This is a genomic window from Sphingobacterium bovistauri (assembly GCF_020295405.1).
Classification (GTDB): Bacteria; Bacteroidota; Bacteroidia; order Sphingobacteriales; family Sphingobacteriaceae; genus Sphingobacterium; species Sphingobacterium bovistauri.
In genome coordinates this window covers 21338-39878 of the sequence record NZ_JADEYP010000026.1, presented here as the reverse complement: position 1 = coordinate 39878, position 18541 = coordinate 21338, and the positions used below count along the sequence as shown (strand labels likewise).

General features: G+C 35.3%; 19 protein-coding genes. 13 read left to right on the top strand and 6 right to left on the bottom strand.

Features of this window, described 5'->3' with window-relative positions; genetic code table 11:
- Positions 1 to 10: 10 nt before the first annotated feature.
- Entirely contained in the window at positions 11 to 295 is a 285-nt protein-coding gene (locus tag IPZ78_RS13125; RefSeq protein WP_225554422.1) for a DUF4286 family protein, read from the top strand.
- A gap of 30 nt (positions 296 to 325) precedes the next feature.
- Here the strand turns inward: IPZ78_RS13125 and IPZ78_RS13120 are convergent, their stop codons facing one another.
- The 5 genes from IPZ78_RS13120 to IPZ78_RS13100 are packed head-to-tail and all read right to left on the bottom strand — an operon-like array spanning position 326 to position 3894.
- Entirely contained in the window at positions 326 to 586 is a 261-nt protein-coding gene (locus IPZ78_RS13120; protein WP_225554420.1) for a hypothetical protein, read from the bottom strand.
- Between the two features lie 43 nt (positions 587 to 629).
- Positions 630 to 1325, bottom strand: coding sequence for an RluA family pseudouridine synthase (locus tag IPZ78_RS13115; RefSeq protein WP_225554418.1), 696 nt, complete (start codon positions 1323 to 1325; stop codon positions 630 to 632).
- A 19-nt stretch (positions 1326 to 1344) separates the two neighbouring features.
- Positions 1345 to 2334 carry an MlaD family protein gene (locus IPZ78_RS13110; RefSeq protein ID WP_225554416.1) on the bottom strand — a complete coding sequence of 330 codons (990 nt, stop codon included), beginning with the start codon at positions 2332 to 2334 and terminating at the stop codon, positions 1345 to 1347.
- A 12-nt stretch (positions 2335 to 2346) separates the two neighbouring features.
- Positions 2347 to 3120, bottom strand: a complete 774-nt coding sequence (locus tag IPZ78_RS13105; protein WP_225554414.1) for an ABC transporter ATP-binding protein — start codon at positions 3118 to 3120, stop codon at positions 2347 to 2349.
- A 3-nt stretch (positions 3121 to 3123) separates the two neighbouring features.
- Positions 3124 to 3894 (bottom strand): MlaE family ABC transporter permease, encoded by a 771-nt coding sequence (locus IPZ78_RS13100; RefSeq protein WP_225554412.1) that lies wholly within the window; start codon positions 3892 to 3894, stop codon positions 3124 to 3126.
- Positions 3895 to 4206: 312 nt separating this feature from the next.
- Here IPZ78_RS13100 and IPZ78_RS13095 point away from each other — a divergent pair, with 312 nt between their 5' ends.
- From IPZ78_RS13095 to IPZ78_RS13075, 5 genes are all read left to right on the top strand, one after another.
- Complete coding sequence (locus IPZ78_RS13095) at positions 4207 to 5583, top strand: DUF6600 domain-containing protein (protein ID WP_225554411.1); 1377 nt, start codon at positions 4207 to 4209, stop codon at positions 5581 to 5583.
- 131 nt (positions 5584 to 5714) lie between these two features.
- Positions 5715 to 6893, top strand: coding sequence for a nicotinate phosphoribosyltransferase (gene pncB / locus IPZ78_RS13090; RefSeq protein ID WP_225554410.1), 1179 nt, complete (start codon positions 5715 to 5717; stop codon positions 6891 to 6893).
- Complete coding sequence (locus IPZ78_RS13085) at positions 6886 to 7587, top strand: class I SAM-dependent methyltransferase (RefSeq protein WP_225554408.1); 702 nt, start codon at positions 6886 to 6888, stop codon at positions 7585 to 7587. Before pncB ends, IPZ78_RS13085 begins: the two co-directional genes overlap by 8 nt.
- Positions 7588 to 7650: 63 nt before the next feature.
- Positions 7651 to 8505 carry a methylated-DNA--[protein]-cysteine S-methyltransferase gene (locus tag IPZ78_RS13080; RefSeq protein WP_317197581.1) on the top strand — a complete coding sequence of 285 codons (855 nt, stop codon included), beginning with the start codon at positions 7651 to 7653 and terminating at the stop codon, positions 8503 to 8505.
- Entirely contained in the window at positions 8492 to 9097 is a 606-nt protein-coding gene (locus IPZ78_RS13075; RefSeq protein ID WP_225554404.1) for an alpha-ketoglutarate-dependent dioxygenase AlkB family protein, read from the top strand. The genes IPZ78_RS13080 and IPZ78_RS13075 overlap by 14 nt, the downstream gene beginning before the upstream one ends.
- A 51-nt stretch (positions 9098 to 9148) precedes the next feature.
- Here the strand turns inward: IPZ78_RS13075 and IPZ78_RS13070 are convergent, their stop codons facing one another.
- A complete protein-coding gene (locus IPZ78_RS13070; RefSeq protein ID WP_225554402.1) occupies positions 9149 to 10150 on the bottom strand; it encodes a D-alanine--D-alanine ligase in 1002 nt (333 codons plus the stop codon).
- A gap of 126 nt (positions 10151 to 10276) precedes the next feature.
- Here IPZ78_RS13070 and IPZ78_RS13065 point away from each other — a divergent pair, with 126 nt between their 5' ends.
- From IPZ78_RS13065 to IPZ78_RS13035, 7 genes are all read left to right on the top strand, one after another.
- The gene (locus IPZ78_RS13065; protein ID WP_225554401.1) at positions 10277 to 11059 is read left to right on the top strand and encodes a PASTA domain-containing protein; all 783 of its coding nucleotides are present in this window, start codon (positions 10277 to 10279) and stop codon (positions 11057 to 11059) included.
- 2 nt (positions 11060 to 11061) lie between these two features.
- Positions 11062 to 12102, top strand: a complete 1041-nt coding sequence (mltG, locus tag IPZ78_RS13060) for an endolytic transglycosylase MltG (RefSeq protein WP_225554399.1) — start codon at positions 11062 to 11064, stop codon at positions 12100 to 12102.
- Between the two features lie 10 nt (positions 12103 to 12112).
- Positions 12113 to 12520 carry an acyl-CoA thioesterase gene (locus IPZ78_RS13055; protein WP_225554398.1) on the top strand — a complete coding sequence of 136 codons (408 nt, stop codon included), beginning with the start codon at positions 12113 to 12115 and terminating at the stop codon, positions 12518 to 12520.
- A 9-nt stretch (positions 12521 to 12529) separates the two neighbouring features.
- Positions 12530 to 13492, top strand: coding sequence for a YihY/virulence factor BrkB family protein (locus tag IPZ78_RS13050; RefSeq protein ID WP_225554396.1), 963 nt, complete (start codon positions 12530 to 12532; stop codon positions 13490 to 13492).
- A gap of 8 nt (positions 13493 to 13500) precedes the next feature.
- Positions 13501 to 15585 carry a hybrid sensor histidine kinase/response regulator gene (locus IPZ78_RS13045; protein ID WP_225554394.1) on the top strand — a complete coding sequence of 695 codons (2085 nt, stop codon included), beginning with the start codon at positions 13501 to 13503 and terminating at the stop codon, positions 15583 to 15585.
- Between the two features lie 93 nt (positions 15586 to 15678).
- Positions 15679 to 17601, top strand: coding sequence for a 30S ribosomal protein S1 (gene rpsA / locus IPZ78_RS13040; RefSeq protein WP_225554393.1), 1923 nt, complete (start codon positions 15679 to 15681; stop codon positions 17599 to 17601).
- A 90-nt stretch (positions 17602 to 17691) separates the two neighbouring features.
- On the top strand, positions 17692 to 18528 hold the full coding sequence (locus tag IPZ78_RS13035) for a sulfurtransferase (protein ID WP_225554392.1): 837 nt from the start codon (positions 17692 to 17694) through the stop codon (positions 18526 to 18528).
- Positions 18529 to 18541: the final 13 nt, after the last annotated feature.

Here is an 18541-nt window from a genome sequence, read left to right as displayed (position 1 = left end):
ACTTTGTGACATGTATCTATACAACATATCAATAATTGTCGAAAATGAGCGGCATGAGTCCCTGATCCAATGGGTAAGAGAAAACTGGCTTTCAACGCTTCCTGAAGGGGTTAAATTATTAAAAATGTTAGATTCTCCACACGAAGGACAAACCTACTGTGTTCAGCTGATGTTCGAATATCCCTCAGATATTCCTAACTTTCAAAAAGAAAAATTAATCCTACTTCAGGAGTATATCGCAGAAAACCATCTTGAAAAAGCTTTTCTGTTTGATAGTACGATGAAGTATCTATAAATAGCAAGTATTTTATAAAAGCAAAGTCTCCTACAAAATAGGAGACTTTGTTTCTTTATGTCTGAATTTAGTATACCAAAGAATCGCTATCCCCCCTCCAAGAAGAAATGGAAAAGCTAGTAAAAAAAGAATTCCATTATTTAAACCCTTACCCTGTGAATTACCGTTTTGAGTACTATTTTCAGCATTCAATGAACACATTGCACATTGCGCATCTAGCTTAGAAGGCATTAACACACTTGTTCCTATCACAATACAAAAACTCAGAAAAATGATTCGAAATAATTTCATACTTCAAAGGTAACTATTATAATATCAAAATATTGTAAGAATACTATTTCAAAAGGACATTGAATTTTTCCCAAAAACCATCAATTGGTAAAGGAGCTTCGATGAACATCATCTCTTCTTTTACTGGATGTTCAAATGCTAAAGACCGGGAATGCAAACATATCGTACGTCTCAATGACCCACGCGGATATCCATATTTATTATCTCCTACAATCGGGCAACCCATATAAGCCAATTGACAACGAATTTGATGTGTTCGCCCAGTCAGTGGATTAACACGAAGTAGGTAATATCCATCCAATTGGCCCACTACATCATACTCCAATTCTGCATAACTTCCATTTTTCACTTCACGATCGTATGCTTTGGTAATCATTCTTTTACGGTCGCGTAGCAACCAATTTGTCAATTTACCTGACTTATGAGGAGGTCTTTCTTTTACGACGGCCAAATAGGTTTTTTTAACTTTTCTATCATGAAAAGCTTTATTCATTCTGTCTAGGCCTTTGCTCGTCTTTGCTAAGACAATCATTCCACTCACGGGCCTATCCAATCGATGAATAACACCTATAAATGCACCATTAGGCTTATTATATTTTACAGTCAAAAAATCCTTGACCATTTCTTCGAGGGACTTATCTCCAGAGTTATCTACCTGAACAATATCACCGCCTCGTTTGTTTATTGCGATTATATGATTGTCTTCAAATAAGACATCATCTTCTGTTATTACAGACATTACTTTTATAAATGAAATACTAATTAACTACCTCAGCTTCCTTTTGAGCTTCTTTTTCCTTTTTCTTAAAGAAACCTCTTAACAAAAAGTTACTTTGCAAAGCCTCCATGTTTTGATCCAATTTTTGCGTAGAGGTATTTAGATTTTTGAGGATTTGTCTAATCTCATTAGCTGATGCAGGATCATTTGTCAATACACCTATAGCATTATCCTTATCATTTAATCTTTCAGAAGTTTTATTCAAATTCCCAACCAAAGCATTTGCCGTCTGCGTCACGCCTTGCAGTTGAGCAGCAGCATCACGTAAGGAAGCAAATACTTTTGTATCTGTTGTTAAATCATGGATTAAGCCTTGATTGCTGTTCAATTTTTGCGTTAATATGACTAGATTGTTTACTGCTAGATTTGCATCAGACATTACCTTATTCATTGAAGCAACCGAAGTTTTCAAATTATTAGCAATAGCATCATCTGTCATCAATGCTCCAACTGTACCTTTACCATCGACCATTTGTTGCGACAATTTTGCGAAATTAGAAGTGATAACTGAAAGATTTGCTCCGTTCTCTTGCAGCATCCCCATCATCTGTTCCATACCACCACTTGCTCCGGTTTTTAACACATCACCTTCCTCAACTTGTGGAGTTTCCGTAGAACCGCCTACTAGACTAATAATAGAATTACCAATCAAACCGTCGGATCCTAACGTAGCCAAGACATCTTTACGAATAAATTGACTATTTTTTTCTTCAATATTCATAGTCACACGAACGTTCTCAACCCCTTCAAATGCCACATCCTTCACAATACCTACTTTAACACCTGAAAACCAAACGTTGTTTCCAACCTTTAGCCCTTTGACATCTTTAAAATATGAAACTACTTTAATGTTTTTGCTAAATTTATTTTGCTGCGTACCAATTACAAGGATACCTGCAACTAAAATAATTAATCCAATAAAAACAAAAAGTCCAACTATTAATGATTTTTTATTTTCTGAAGCACTCATTTCTAAAAAATATTATACAATAAAATTATAATCATAAAACGGCTTAACACGATCGTCATCCGTATCAAAAATTTCCGCAAAGGTACCCTGTCTCTCAAATTTCCCATCCAATAGCATAACCATGCGATCTCCTACCATCTTCGCACAAGCCAAATCATGTGTGATAATGATTGATGATGTCTGGTATCGCTCTTGAACTTCATTAATCAGGGTATTGATATCCAAACACGTAATTGGATCTAGACCTGCTGTAGGCTCATCGTACAACATTATATCAGGTCGCAAAATCAATGTTCGCGCTATACCAATTCTCTTTTTTTGTCCTCCCGAAAGTTCGGACGGCATTTGATTAATAGCCTGCAACAGCCCAACTCCCTCTAATACATCCTCTACTTCACGATTGATTTCCGCTCTTGTCAAGTTACGTTTATTACGTACCAAAGGGAATTCTAGGTTTTCACGCACAGTCATACTGTCGTACAAGGCGCTATTTTGAAACGAAAAACCAATTTTCAGACGCAATTTCATCAAATCACGCTCTTTGAGTTCGTTTACCACTTCGCCCAAGACATTAATTGTTCCTGAATCAGGTTTTAATAATCCAGAGATTAATTTAATCAAAACTGATTTACCTGTTCCTGATCGTCCTAAAACAACTAAATTTTCGCCTCTATACAACTTCAAATCTACATCACGAAGAATTTGACGATCACCAAAAGATTTACTCAACTTATCGACACTGATAACCGCATCATCATAGATTATTCTATTTTGGATCTTTTCCATAATTTATGATATTAATGGTGTTATAACTGCCAACAGTTGTACTATCAATAATTCTTCTATAAAAACGATAAACATCGACGCTACAACAGCTGAATTCGCTGCCTTTCCAACTCCTTCAGTACCTTTAGAAGAGTTATACCCTATATAACAGCTCGCAAATCCAATCGTAAATCCAAAAACAATTGCACGCAATGCCATCGCAAAAATGTCTATGAAAGCAATTTTATCAAATACTTGTGTAAAGAAGCTTAAAAGACTTAGCTGATCTTGTCCGATAATACTTAAATAACCTCCGAATAACCCAATTGCTGCAATATAAAAACACAATACAGGGATCATAATTGTAGTAGCAACGACTCTAGTTACCACTAAATATTTGAAAGGATTAGTACCCGAAACTTCCATGGCATCTATTTGCTCAGTAACATTCATAGAACTTAATTCAGCTCCAATTTGTGAACCGACTTTACCAGAAGCAATAAGCGCTGTAACCAACGGCGCTAACGCTCTAACGATAGCTATAGAAATTAAAGCCGGCAACCAAGAAGTAGCACCAAAATCCTCCAAAGAGGGTCTAGATTGCTTCGTAAAAACGAATCCAACGATAAACCCTGTCAACCCAATAAGTGGGAAAGACTTCCATCCGACCTCATAACATTGACGAATAATCTCCTTAAACTCGTATGGAGGAGTCACTAACTCTCGAAAAAAACGCATTAGAAAACGATGCAAACTCGCAAATTCGAGGAGTAAATTATTGATTTTCCTTCCCATTTATATTTTTGAACGTATTAAAAAATTATAATGTACTGTAACTAAATTTACAGCACAAATGTACGAAATTTTAAATGACCACTCTTACATTATAAGACTAAAATAACTAATATCAAAAATCGATAAATTGTTTTAACTATCATTTTAAAAATTCAGAACTCCAAAAGCAATTCACGAAATCATTTATAAATAAGTCAAAGCCTTGTAGACTTAATAACGAAAAAATTAACAATATGGAATTAAACCCTTCTTCACTTTTCGTTGTCATACCAACAAATAGATAAAAAATATTTACATTTTAATTTTTACGATATGAAAAACTGGAAATTCCCCCTTTATATATCAGCATTGATACTGACATTTTCCAGTGTCATGTTTTCGAATCAAGTCAAAGCACAAGCTTATGGACAGGTTTCTCTAGATGTATTCTATGATGAGTTATCACCTTATGGTAATTGGGATATGGACCCCAGCTATGGTGACATTTGGTATCCTAATGAAGGAAGAAATTTTAGACCATATAGCACTAATGGATATTGGACCATGACAGAGTATGGTAATACTTGGGTATCAAATTACGATTGGGGATGGGCTCCATTTCACTATGGTCGTTGGGTGCACAACTCTTACCGCGGCTGGGGATGGATACCAGGCTATGAATGGGGACCAGCTTGGGTAGATTGGCGCTCTGGTAACGGTTATTATGGATGGGCTCCAATGTCACCTCGTGTCGGCGTAAGCATATCTATTAACTTGCCAGTTTCAGCATGGTGCTTTGCCCCTATGCGTCATATCTATTCACGTAATTTTCATAGACATGCGTATTATGGGCGTACAAACATTTACAATAGAACCACGATTATCAATAACACATATGTTGTAAACAACCACAATTATTACGGAGGTCCTTCACATAGAGATATGGAGCGTGGGGTAGGTAGAAAAATCGATGTAAGAAGCGTAAGACAATCTGATCGCCCGGGTGCTTCACGTGTAGACAGTAGAAATGTCTCAATATACAGACCAGAACGTGACAACAACAGAACAACTAGCCGTTCCGTTACTTCCGACAGAAGATCTTCATCTATACGTGAAGTAAACAGAAACACAGAAAGTAGAGATAATAGAAGTGCCGCTAGAAATGCTACACGCGAAATGCATATCGATAATAATGGCAATACATCTGTTAGAAATAGAGAAAATAGAACACAAGAAAGGGCTGTTACAAACAGAAATTCAAATTCTCGCTCAACAATTGAAAGAGGTGAAAATGAAAATCGCACGAATGGACGCAACTCTAGAACGATGGAACGTAGCCCTGTACAACGTAACTCAAATGAGGTTACACGTGAGAGAAGCAATGTGCAAAATAGAGGCTCAGTAACATCTAGAACAAATGAACAGCCACAACGTGTTGAACGTTCACAACCGCAACGCGAGCAGAGAACACAACCACAGCGTCAGGAAAGAGTTCAACCGCAAAGAGAACAAAGAACGCAAGAGCGTAGTGTAAGAAATACAAACCCTGTCTTTCAAACATCAAACTCAAGAAGTTCACAATCATCTTCGAATGTAGGTAGGTCATCTTCTCCACGAATTGAGAGATCCGCTCCATCTACAGGCAGCAGATCCGCTGGAAACACGCAACGTGGTGGAGGAAGTAATGGTTCTGAAAGAAGTAGAAGATAATTATATTTACAAATGTTAATACAGCATTTTAGCGAGCTAAATAACTTAGCTCGCTTTTTTTATGTAATTTCGACAAGATTTTATCGCATAAGTAAACTTTAGTAAGGGTTCCATTTAGCACAACAACTTCTATGGCAAGACTTGAATCTTTTTTAGACAACGATTTCTACAAATTCACCATGCAGTATGCGGTGACAAAATTATTTCCAAGAGCAAAAGCTAAATATCAATTTATCAATAGAGGAAAACATCTCTATCCAGCTGGTTTTGCAGAAAAACTTAAAGAAGCCATTCAGGAGTTAGGAAAGTTGAAATTAACAAAAGAAGAGAAGAAGTTCTTTGCTGAAACTTGCCCTTATATCGACCCAACCTATTTTGATTTCTTACAAGGATATCGTTACGATCCTGATGAAATTGAGATTACACAAAATGGATCAGATTTGACTGTGAAAATTGAAGGCTATTGGTACCGTACGATTCTTTGGGAAGTTCCAATAATGTCACTTATTTGTGAATTATACTACGATATAACAGGTCTTGAGCGATTACCTGACCGGGAAGTCGCTGCAATTGTAGAAAATAAGATGCAAAAATATGACAAACTGGATATTACCATAGCTGATTTTGGAACACGAAGAAGGCACTCTTTTGCTGTCCATGATCTGGTAATAAAATCACTAAAAAGTCATAATTCAAAGACTTTCATTGGCACTAGCAATGTCTATCTAGCTATGAAATACCAAACTAAACCCATCGGTACGCATGCACACGAATGGTTTATGTTTCACGCCGCAAAATATGGTTACAAAATGGCTAATCTATTGGGATTAGAAAACTGGTCAAATGTATATAGAGGAGACTTGGGTATAGCACTTTCAGACACCTACACTACAGAAGCATTTTTTAAACAGTTTGACAAAAAACTCACCAAATTATTTGATGGTGTGCGACATGATTCGGGTGATGCTATTGAATTTGCTCAAAAGACTATCAACCACTATATAAGCAAAGGCATTGATCCAAATTCCAAAACCATCATTTTCTCAGATGGCTTAGATTACAATAAAGTAGAACGGATAGTAAACTTCTGTAAAGGGAAAATCGGGATTTCATTTGGAATAGGAACAGATTTCACGAATGACGTAGGTCTTGAGCGGATGAATATTGTATTGAAAATGACCGATACTTTACCTGAAGATGGGGAATGGACACCTGTTATCAAGCTCTCAGACGAAGCAATGAAACACACGGGCGATCCAAAAGAGATTGAAATGGCAAAAAGATATTTACAGATTGATAAGCATGCATAGGGACGTTTACGGCGAAGCTTTAGCCGAATATTTTGAAAAAGAAGAGTTGAATACACCATTACTATTACACAGTACATATGGTGATATCGAAGAGATGCCAGTAGAAGTGTTTTTTCGTGATGCAGAAGACTTTCCTGAATTAGAATTTATCGCCTTATCCCTTTGCGATGGTAAAGTATTGGATGTAGGTGCTGGTGTAGGCGCACATGCATTATACTTACAAGAGAAAAAATTTGATGTTACCGCTTTAGAAATTTCGAATACGGCATGTAATATCATGCAACAACGTGGTGTACAAAAACATATTCAAAAAGATTTTTTCGATTTGAAAGAGCAAAATTTTGACACACTATTATTCTTGATGAATGGCATTGGGTTGGCTGGAACTTTAGAGGGATTCAGAAAATTATTAGCACATAGCAAGACATTATTAACGGATAAAGGTCAATTATTATTCGACAGTTCAGATATCTCTTATTTATATGAAGAATACCGCATCCAGCGTCCAGAATATTATTTCGGTGAAATAGGATACCAATATGAATTTAAAGGAATCAAAGGTGAATCTTTCAAATGGCTTTACCTGGATCAAGAAACTTTAATTAAAATTGCCCACGAAGAAGGCTGGGTCGTTCAGGTTCTTTTTGAAGATGAAAACGATCAGTATTTAGTGCGAATGGAGCCGAGAAAGTAAAGCAATATTCCGCAATTTTCGGATTGTTTTATCTTGTTTAAATAGAGACATTTGTATATGGAGATGTCACAACAGCAACTAAACTATGAGCGTATAGCCAAGGCCATAGCTTTTATACAAGCTAATTTCAAACAACAACCTAGTTTGGAAGAAATTGCAGCGCATATTAGTTTAAGTCCTTTCCACTTTCAGCGCCTATTCCAAGACTGGGCAGGAACCACACCAAAGAAATTCTTGCAATACATTAGTTTACAACATGCAAAAAAAATTCTTCAAGTTTCGAAATCAACAGAAATCGCAACATTCGAAACTGGCCTTAGTAGCTCCAGTCGATTACACGAGCTCTTTGTCAAAATCGAACATATGTCACCCGCAGAATATAAAAATGGAGGTGTCTCGTTACAAATCAATTACTCCATTCAGCACACGCCATTTGGCCCCCTATGTGTAGCTTCTACCACAAAAGGAATATGCCATCTCGCTTTTATAGAGAATAAAGAAGAAGCTGTCACAAGTATTAAGCTTCATTATCCAAATGCTACAATTCGACACCAAGAGGAAGAAATACATAATAAAATCGATAAAATATTTTCTGATATATCCTCTATACCTTCACCACTTAGTTTGCATTTGAAAGGCACCCCCTTTCAACTAAAGGTCTGGGAAGCTTTATTGAAAATCCCAAAAGGTCAACTACGAACGTATAGCGATATCGCGCTACATATTGGAAATCCAAAAGCTTCGCGCGCTGTGGGTACAGCCATTGGTAGCAATCCAATTGCTTTTTTGATACCTTGTCACCGCGTCATTCAAACTTCTGGACTATTCGGCGGTTATATGTGGGGGGCAACTCGCAAAACAGCTATTATTGGATGGGAAAACGCGAACTTAAATACAGAAAGTGATGAAACTATTTAACACAGCTGATCCATCCAAAAATCATTTGCCTTATGATGGCACTGTTCAATATTATGGGGTTGCTATAGCAAATCAACAACACTATTACCATCAATTACTTCACACTATAGACTGGGAACATGATAAAGCCTTAATATTTGGAAAATTGATCACGACCAAACGTAAAGTAGCTTGGTGCGGAGATAAAGATTTCGCTTATAAGTATTCTGGGATTGAAAAAGTCGCATCCCCATGGAACGCTATACTATTTGAATTGAAGTCTACTGTGGAGAACATTACAGGCGAGACCTTTAATTCATGCTTATTGAATCTATACCATGACGGGAATGAAGGTATGACTTGGCATAGCGATGGCGAAAAGGATTTACAGAAAAATGGCGCTATCGCGTCAGTGAGTTTTGGTGCAGAACGTAAATTTTCCTTCGAGCATAAAGTGACGAAAGAAAAAATTGATATCGTATTAGAGAATGGCTCTATACTCTTAATGAAAGATGAAACCCAAACACATTGGTTACATCGGCTTCCTCCTAGCACACGCATTCTCAGTCCACGCATTAACCTCACCTTTAGGACAATCACAGAGCCTAAGTAAGGCTTTCTGATTTAATCAGAAAGCCTTACTTAGGTCGTGTTTTGAAATTTATTATATCAATGCAGCTTCTATTAATTCAGCATAAAAATCAGCCTCACTCATACCAAAAGCACGAACCTGCTGCGGAATAAAGCTTTGAGCTGTTTGACCGGGTATAGTGTTAATTTCAATAAAATAAAATTTATCCGTATCATTCTCTAAAAAGAAATCTACGCGAACCATTCCATTACAATTCAATCGAATATAGATCTCTTTAATAATTCGGGCAGCACGAGCTTGCTGCTCTTCCGTCAATTCTGCTGGTGTAATTTCTTCTGTTAATCCGGGAACGTATTTAGCCTCAAAGTCAAAAAACTCCCGTGTAGTCTTTACTTCTGTAGCTGGCAATACCACTAATTCCCCTTTAGAATTTCTAAATATCCCTTGCGAAAACTCACGACCAGACACAAACTCCTCTACCAAAACCTGTGCACCTGTATTCTCCGCGTCATAAGCTTTATCTAGCGCTTCTTTCAGTGCAGATGACTCCTTCACTTTACTCATGCCTATACTCGATCCTCCAGCATTCGGCTTTACAAAGTAAGGTAATGACAATTTCGATTCTACCAATTCAATTGAATTGGCTCTATGATTCTCGAAAAGCAAGACTGACTTTGCAACATTTAATTCCGGAATGTCTGCAATAATAGCCTTTGTATATCCTTTATTCATCGTCAATGATGATGTAAGTGCATTACATGAAGTATAAGGTAAACCAATCATATCAAAATACCCCTGCAACCTTCCATCCTCACCTGGACTACCATGCAATATAATAAAGGCAACATCAAATGTTACTTTAACATTATTTAACAGTACCGAAAAATCATCCTTCAATATGGGATGATTGACGCCAACCCCATCTACATAAAACCAGCCATCTGTGGTAATATCCACTAGGTAAATATCATATTTTTGTTTGTCCAATTGACTGTAGACAAATTTTGAGCTTTTGTAAGATACCGCAGCTTCGCCAGTATATCCTCCAGTAACTAATGCGACTTTTGTTTTCATATTATAGGATTCTATTGGCAAATATAATTTGTGATACACGGAAAAACGAATATTTTTGCTGAATATTAATTAGGTTTATGCCTAATAGATGTATTAACTTTACATAAAGAAAATAAAACTCTAAGGATGTCCAAAATATTACTTTTTTTAAAAACAGATGTATTCAGAAAAAATCTCATTTACGCAATTATCGTACTTATCGTTTTTTTCTTAGCAGTCTATGTCGGGCTTAGGATATACACAAAACATGGGGATGCACAAGAAGTTCCCTTGTTGAAAGGCTTAACGATTTCTGAGGCTAAACAAATTTTGGATAATGCAGATCTAGAATACAAAATAGACTCCGTTTATCAAATGGATGCTAAACCTGGAATGGTAATCGAACAGAATCCTTCTGCCAAAGCATTGGTAAAAAGCGGTCGTACAATTTACCTGACTATCATCACTGAAGTAGCACCAGATATTGAATTCCCTAATATTATTGAAAAAAATCTAATTGAGGTAGAAGCCATTTTGAATAATGCTTCCCTAAAAATTGGTGATACCATTTATATCAACGATATAGCGAGAGATGTAGTATTGGATGCAAAATTTGGAGGACAATCCATCAAAACAGGTAGAACAATAGCCAAAGGCTCCAAAATAACATTAATTTTAGGTAATGGACGTGGATCAAACGAAGTAGAAATCCCTACATTGACAAATCTTACACTATCAGAAGCAAAATTTGCATTGATAGGTCTAGGACTTACGATGGGTAAAATCACGGGTAATATCGTAGATTCAGCTACAGCAAGAGTAATTAATCAATCTCCAGATTCAACATCAAAATTTATCGGTATAGGATCACCTATCAATTTAGAATTAAGTAACGACATCACTCCAGAACAAACTCTTCCAAATCAATAAAAATGACAAATACTAAGAAATTCCCTAAATGGTTAGGAATTACTATCGCTGTAATACTATGTGTAAGCTTAATTGTGGGTTGGAAAGTTTATCAAGTTTTTTTAGGCGCATCCGTTACAGAGACGCAAAAATATTTGTATATACATACAAATGATACATATGAAAATGTATTAAGAAGAATACGCACAGAAAACATTGTAAAAGATGCTGACGAATTTGATTACGTAGCTAAAGCAATGAGCTACCCATCTGCAGTAAAAGCAGGTAAATATAGACTTCAAAAAGGAATGAGTAACCGTAGATTGGTGGGGGATTTACGCGGTGGATATCAAGAACCCGTTTCTTTGCGTTTCTCAAATATTCGATTAAAAGAAAATTTTGCTGGCTTTTTAGGCCGTAATTTCGAACAAGATTCGTTGCAATTTATATCCTTATTGAACAATGAAGCTGAAGCCGAAAAATATGGCTTTACAAAGGATAATTTCTATACAATGTTTATTCCTAACACCTATCAAATCTACTGGAATACATCTGCAGACAAAGTAATAGAGAGGTTTCATGAAGAATATAAAAAATTTTGGACAGCAGAGCGCCTTGAAAAAGCTAAAGCACAAAACTTTACACCTGTAGATGCATCCATTTTAGCGTCTATAGTGCGCGGAGAAGCCTTACACAATGACGAAATGCCAATGATAGCTGGACTTTATTTGAATAGATTAAAAAAAGGAATGTTATTACAAGCTGATCCAACTGTCATATTCGCAAATAACGATTTCACGATTAGACGTGTCTTGAACAAGCACTTAACTATCGATAATCCATACAATACCTACAAATTTAAAGGACTGCCTCCTGGGCCGATAAACATGCCTCCTATCGTAGCTATTGATGCAGTTTTGAATCCTTCAGCACATAAATATATTTATATGTGTGCAAAAGAAGACTTCTCAGGTTATCATGCTTTTGCTGAAACGGTGTCTGAACACCTTGTGAATGCACGCAAATTCCAAAAAGCATTAGACGAAAGAAATATCAAAAAATAACAAAATTTCCATGTTTGTACACGAAGAAAAAATAAGGGTAAGGTATGCAGAGACAGATCAGATGGGGTACGTTTATTATGGAAATTACGCCGCCTATTATGAGGTAGCGCGCACAGAAATGTTGCGCACAACTGGTTTTTCGTATAAAGAATTGGAAGACATGGGTGTCATGATGCCTGTATTAGAGATGAATATAAAATATAATCAACCAGCAAAATACGATGAATTACTAACCATTAAGATTATAATCAAAGAAAAACCTGCTGTACGTATTAAATTTGATTATGAAGTATATAATGAAAGCGGAGACTTATTAAATATAGGGTCAACACAGCTAGTTTTTGTCGATATGAAAAAAAATAGACCATGCAAAGCTCCCGACGTCTTTATGCAAAAGCTCGCACCCTATTTCGGTTAGTATGATATAATGAAAAAGCTCCATAACCGATTATTAGTAATTAAGCCGTACGACAATATGGTCGAATGGAGCAAATCAGCCTTCCTCCCTGGCTTCGGCAATCTGCCTCTATACACGGTTGCTAGTTTCTTTTTTCAAGAGATAAGTAAACAATCCATTCTAAATAAAGCGTCTAGCTTGGCCTACAATTTTATGCTGGCAATCTTCCCTGGAATTATCTTTCTATTCACATTAATACCCTATATCCCTGTTGAAAATTTTCAACAAAATTTACTCGACTTTTTGCAAATTGTCATCCCAAACAATGCCTTCAGTGCATTCAAAAGCACAATAGAAGATATTGTTAAAAATCAAAACAGTGGCCTATTATCATTTGGTTTTATATTGTCCACATTTTTTGCGACAAACGGAATGACCAACTTAATGAGAACCTTTAATAAATCATCCTTAGTTCCAGAAAAGAGAAAATGGCTCAAAAGACGCTTAATTGCTTTGGCACTATCTATTGCAATCGTTACAGCACTTACTATTGGAATAGGTTTATTTACTTTAATTGGATTATCGATTAATTATCTAAAAGAAAGTATAGATTACGATGTATCATGGCTATGGACATTTTTACTCACAATTTCGCGTTGGATCATCCTTTTCTTAATCTATTTTTTAACAGTAAGTCTTGTATATAAATATGGCCCATCCAATTCTAAACATTGGAAAATATTCAGTGTAGGTGCGATACTAGCTACAATTTTAGCCATAATAACCTTCTCCGGATTCGCATTTTATGTTAATAATTTTAACGCATACAACAAATTATATGGTTCGATAGGTACAATAATTGTAATTATGATTTGGATGTATTTAAATTCCTTAATAATTTTGATAGGTTTTGAACTAAACGCTAGCTTAGCTTTATCAAAACTAAACACAAAAATAACCATAAAGAAAATACACAATCAATTTAAAATATAGATTAACCAATGATAGAAAAAGGAGTTAAATCAAGCAATAGAATTCGAACAGCATTATTGTTTGTCACCATTACACTTTTTCTAGTTATCTCAACAATATTTTTCATTAGTATCAATTATTTTGAGGTCATTAATACAAGAATCTCCAAACTAATTGAATTAACAAATTACAAAGATGCGCATTACGAAAACGCCCTTAGTGAGTTCTTAGACGCTGAAAATAATTTCAGGAAGTATTCCGTAAATCTCGATACAGCCTATTACAATGCGTACATAAAACATATTTATCAATTAGACAAAAAGATTGAGGATATAATTAATCAATATAGGCTAGATACATCAGGAACACCTTTGGATCCTAGCGCTGTAATAAGCTTCAACAGATACTTGATTATTGAAAGCAAACTTGATGAAATTCAAAGCTTAACACCACTATCCAACTCCACTGACCAAGACCACGACACTTCGATACTAGTGCAGCCTCCATCCACTAGTAATCTTAGTATGGATATCGATAAAGTAGTCAAAGCTCCACAAAACAAAAATAAATCTTTACTTAATAAGTTATTCCGAAAAGCTGAAGAACCAGTAGTTGACAAAGAAGCTATTAAATTATATAATCAAAATCTAAGAAATTTCTCAAACACCAACTACAAACGCTTTAATGCCTTCAAAAATTCGTATGAAATATTACGCAAATCAGAACGAAAACTTCTATCAAATCACTTCACCATATTATATAGTATATACCAAGTATTACTCGAAATTGATGAACTCCAGATAATCAGACAAAAAATGTTGCTTCATGATCAACATGAAGATTTACTTAAACAATCTGAAAAAATTGCTTGGCAGACCATTTTATGTTTAATCTTTATTTTCATATTGATATCAATCATGATCTATTATCAATTTAGGAATAGATTTTATCAAAAGCAGCTGGTTCAAGAACAACGATATGCAGCCAAATTAGCTTCTGAAAAATCTGATATACTTGCTGAAATAAGTCATGAAATAAGAACGCCAATCAATTCCTTGATTGGTATAATAGATTTATTGAAAAAAAGATCAAATATATATTCAGAAAAAGAACAACTTTTTCTTGACTCAGCATATTCAAACATTTCAAACACTTCACGAACTATAAATGACATTCTCAATCTTAGCAAAATAGATTACTCTGCAAAACCCGAACTTAGTGATTTTGATATTGAAGAGTTAGCCCTTGATGTCTTTACAATTCACGAAAGTCAAGCTGAATTAAAAAAAATAGAATTGGAGGTAGCTGTTGAAGAAGACACGCCTACCATTATTCATTCTGATGAACTCAAAGTAAGGCAAATTCTGACAAATCTTATTTCAAATGGAATTAAATACACCATGTATGGAAAAGTGACTTGTTTTATTAGAATAAATGAACTGAATAATTTACATATAAAAGTGATAGATACTGGCTTAGGTATACCCGCAAATATGCAACCCAATATTTTTAAGAAATATTTTACCAAAAGCAATGAAAGCAAATTAAGTAATGGAATAGGTTTAGGATTATACATTACAGAACGTATTGTCAAGCAATTACAAGGAACGATTACATTCACAAGTAAGGAAAACATAGGAACTACTTTCAGTGTTGAAATACCAATTCCAAAAGCTAAAAAGAAAATTAAGTCCACAGTTGAATATAAGTCATTGTCGGAATACCCTAATGAACTCACATGGTTATTGGTAGATGATAATGTTCTTAACATTCTTTATTTAAAACAATTTTTCCAAACATTCAAACATGTAAAAGCTGCTACCAACGGATTAGAAGCACTCGAAATCTTAAAAACATTTGTCCCTAATATTATTATCACTGATATTAATATGCCCATAATGACTGGAGACGAATTTTTAGTGTATGCAAGACAAATTCCCACCTTAAACGATACAAAAATAATTGCTACCTCATCTGATTATGAACAAATCCGAGAATTAGAAATAAAACGCAATACATTCTTTGACAACGTAATAATTAAACCATTCAATGAAAAGGACATAGTGAAGACTATAAATCAAACATTGTATGGAGACAAAGAGAGCAGCATTTAAAGAGTAAAACTTTTTTCTACTTAAATGATTGGAAATAAAAGTTTTTAGTATCTTTGCACTTCCTACAATGTAGGAAAAAGGAGAAATTAATTAATGGCAAAAAAACAAGAAGCAGAAAAAGAGTTAGCGGCGAAAAACGCAGAGCTACAAGGTGCTGACACTAAAGTAGTGAAAGACACTGAGACAATTGAGTCTGAAGCAGATTCAACTTTGATCGACCAAATCAAATCAACTACTTGGTCTACACCAGAAGGTGACTTCGATTGGGATGCTGACGAAAAATCTTTCGGTAACTACAGCGAAGCTGAACGTTCGAAATTAGAAGAGCAGTATGCTGGTACTTTCAACCAAATCAATCAAGGTGAAATTATCGAAGGTGTTGTTGTTTCTATCAACAACAAAGACGTTGTATTAAACGTAGGTTTCAAATCAGACGGTCTTGTAGCAAAAACTGAGTTTCGTGATCTTCCTGAATTAAAAATCGGGGATACTGTTGATGTATTTGTAGAGTCTCAAGAAGATGCAAATGGTCAATTGGTATTGTCACGTAAGCGTGCAAAAACTCAAAAATCATGGGAAGCTATCAATGAAGCATTAGAAAATGATGCTATCATCGACGGTTTCGTTAAATCTCGTACTAAAGGTGGTTTAATCGTAGACATTAAAGGTGTAGAAGCTTTCTTACCTGGATCTCAAATCGATATCAAACCTATCCGTGATTACGATGTTTACGTAGGTAAAACTATGGAATTCAAAGTTGTAAAAATCAACCACGAATTCAAAAACGTAGTAGTATCTCACAAAGTATTAATTGAAGACGATTTAGAAAACCAAAAATCAGAAATCGTTGCTAAATTAGAAAAAGGTCAAGTATTAGAAGGTACTGTTAAAAACATTACTGATTTCGGTGTATTCATCGACTTAGGTGGTGTTGACGGTTTACTTCACATTACTGATATCTCTTGGGGTCGTATCGAGCATCCAAAAGAAGTATTAGCATTAGATCAAACGATCAACGTGGTAGTATTAGACTTTGATGATGAGAAAAAACGTATCGCATTAGGTTTAAAACAATTATCAGCTCATCCTTGGGAATCTTTGGATACAGCATTAGAGATTGGTTCTAAAGTAAAAGGTAAAATCGTAACAGTTGCTGATTACGGTGCTTTCTTAGAAATCATCCCTGGTGTTGAAGGTTTGATCCACGTATCTGAAATGTCATGGTCACAAAACTTACGTTCTCCTCAAGAGTTCTTAAAAGTAGGTGACGAAATCGAAGCTCAAATCTTAACGTTAGACCGTGAAGAGCGTAAAATGAGCTTAGGTATTAAACAATTGACTCCAGATCCTTGGAAAAACATCACTGAGCGTTACCCTGTAGGTTCTAAACAAACAGCTGTAGTTAAAAACATGACTAACTTCGGTGTTTTTGTAGAATTAGAAGACGGTATCGATGGTTTGATCCACATCTCTGACTTATCTTGGTCTAAAAAAATCAACCACCCTAACGAATTCACTAAAGTAGGTGAAACATTAGACGTAGTTGTTTTAGAATTAGACGAAGAGAACCGTAAGTTATCTTTAGGCCACAAACAATTAGAAGAAAACCCTTGGGATACATTCGAAACTATCTTTACTGAAGGTTCGATCCACGAAGGTACAGTAATCAAAGTTGGTGACAAAGGTGATATCGTAGCTTTACAATATGGTGTTGAAGGTTTCTGTCCTTCTAAACACTCTGTAAAAGAAGATGGTTCTGTATTGAAAGTTGATGACAATGCAGAGTTCAAAATCATTGAATTCAATAAAGAAAACAAACGTTTAGTAATCTCTCACTCTCGTATATGGGAAGAGGCTAAAGAAGAAGCTCGTAAAGAAGAATCTAATACACGCAAAAAAGATGCTAAATCAGCTTCAAACGCGGTTAAAAAAGTAAAAGATTCAGTTGAGAAATCTACTTTAGGTGACTTAGACGTATTAGCTCAATTAAAAGAGCAAATGGAAGGTGGTAAATAATTCTAATTTAATTTAGAATCTTCTATATAAAGCCCCAATCTTAGGATTGGGGCTTTTTGTTTTATTAACAAACATTCATTATTTTAGAACATGATCTTCAAATCTTCATTGATCACCGCTCAAGAACTTGCCGATGCGTTGAAACAAGATACTATAGTACTTTTGGATTGTACAATTGACAAAGTAGGCCAATCCATGAAGGCTGAAAAATTGGAATTAATTCCCAATTCGTCATTTTTTGATATTGAAGGTAAACTATCCGATAATACCTCTTCCTTACCTCACACGTTGGTTTCTCCGATAATATTTGAAAACGAAATGCAAAATATTGGGATTAACCAGACAAGTACAGTAGTACTGTATGATCGATGGGGAGTATATTCTAGTCCACGTGCTTGGTGGATGTTCAAAGTCATGGGGTTTCATAATGTTTATATATTAAACGGAGGCGTACCAGCTTGGAAAAAATTCAATTACCCTATCTCAAATAACTACAAAGAATCCGTAGAAAAAGGTAACTTAAAAACTAACTATTTGAATGAATGGATTGCTGATAAAGATTATATACTAAAACATCTTGACGGTAATAGTATAGAAATTTTTGATGCACGGAGCCAAGGGCGATTCTCAGGAATAGCCCCCGAACCAAGAAAAGGTTTGAAAAGTGGACACATCCCTCACTCTAAAAATATTCCGTTCGAAAATTTGCTAAAAGGTGAGTTTTATTCAGATATTAAAGAAATTGAGACTATTTTCAAAGAACAAAATCCTAGAAACTCTACCCATGTCTTCACATGTGGTTCAGGAATTACAGCATCAATATTAGCGTTTGCTAGTCATCTGATTGGTACACCAAACATTAGAGTATATGATGGATCGTGGTCTGAATGGGGAAACGAGAATTTGAATCTTCCGATTGAAAAGTAGTATTTTTTTGTTT

Coding starts and splice junctions, on each gene's coding strand:
- IPZ78_RS13110 (WP_225554416.1), bottom strand. CDS start 2,334: ATGAGTGCTTCAGAAAATAAAAAATCATTAATAGTTGGACTTTTTGTT.
- IPZ78_RS13065 (WP_225554401.1), top strand. CDS start 10,277: ATGTCCAAAATATTACTTTTTTTAAAAACAGATGTATTCAGAAAAAAT.
- IPZ78_RS13105 (WP_225554414.1), bottom strand. CDS start 3,120: ATGGAAAAGATCCAAAATAGAATAATCTATGATGATGCGGTTATCAGT.
- mltG (WP_225554399.1), top strand. CDS start 11,062: ATGACAAATACTAAGAAATTCCCTAAATGGTTAGGAATTACTATCGCT.
- IPZ78_RS13120 (WP_225554420.1), bottom strand. CDS start 586: ATGAAATTATTTCGAATCATTTTTCTGAGTTTTTGTATTGTGATAGGA.
- IPZ78_RS13035 (WP_225554392.1), top strand. CDS start 17,692: ATGATCTTCAAATCTTCATTGATCACCGCTCAAGAACTTGCCGATGCG.
- IPZ78_RS13075 (WP_225554404.1), top strand. CDS start 8,492: ATGAAACTATTTAACACAGCTGATCCATCCAAAAATCATTTGCCTTAT.
- IPZ78_RS13070 (WP_225554402.1), bottom strand. CDS start 10,150: ATGAAAACAAAAGTCGCATTAGTTACTGGAGGATATACTGGCGAAGCT.
- IPZ78_RS13100 (WP_225554412.1), bottom strand. CDS start 3,894: ATGGGAAGGAAAATCAATAATTTACTCCTCGAATTTGCGAGTTTGCAT.
- IPZ78_RS13115 (WP_225554418.1), bottom strand. CDS start 1,325: ATGTCTGTAATAACAGAAGATGATGTCTTATTTGAAGACAATCATATA.
- IPZ78_RS13055 (WP_225554398.1), top strand. CDS start 12,113: ATGTTTGTACACGAAGAAAAAATAAGGGTAAGGTATGCAGAGACAGAT.
- IPZ78_RS13045 (WP_225554394.1), top strand. CDS start 13,501: ATGATAGAAAAAGGAGTTAAATCAAGCAATAGAATTCGAACAGCATTA.
- IPZ78_RS13050 (WP_225554396.1), top strand. CDS start 12,530: ATGAAAAAGCTCCATAACCGATTATTAGTAATTAAGCCGTACGACAAT.
- IPZ78_RS13085 (WP_225554408.1), top strand. CDS start 6,886: ATGCATAGGGACGTTTACGGCGAAGCTTTAGCCGAATATTTTGAAAAA.
- IPZ78_RS13095 (WP_225554411.1), top strand. CDS start 4,207: ATGAAAAACTGGAAATTCCCCCTTTATATATCAGCATTGATACTGACA.
- pncB (WP_225554410.1), top strand. CDS start 5,715: ATGGCAAGACTTGAATCTTTTTTAGACAACGATTTCTACAAATTCACC.
- IPZ78_RS13080 (WP_317197581.1), top strand. CDS start 7,651: ATGTCACAACAGCAACTAAACTATGAGCGTATAGCCAAGGCCATAGCT.
- rpsA (WP_225554393.1), top strand. CDS start 15,679: ATGGCAAAAAAACAAGAAGCAGAAAAAGAGTTAGCGGCGAAAAACGCA.
- IPZ78_RS13125 (WP_225554422.1), top strand. CDS start 11: ATGTATCTATACAACATATCAATAATTGTCGAAAATGAGCGGCATGAG.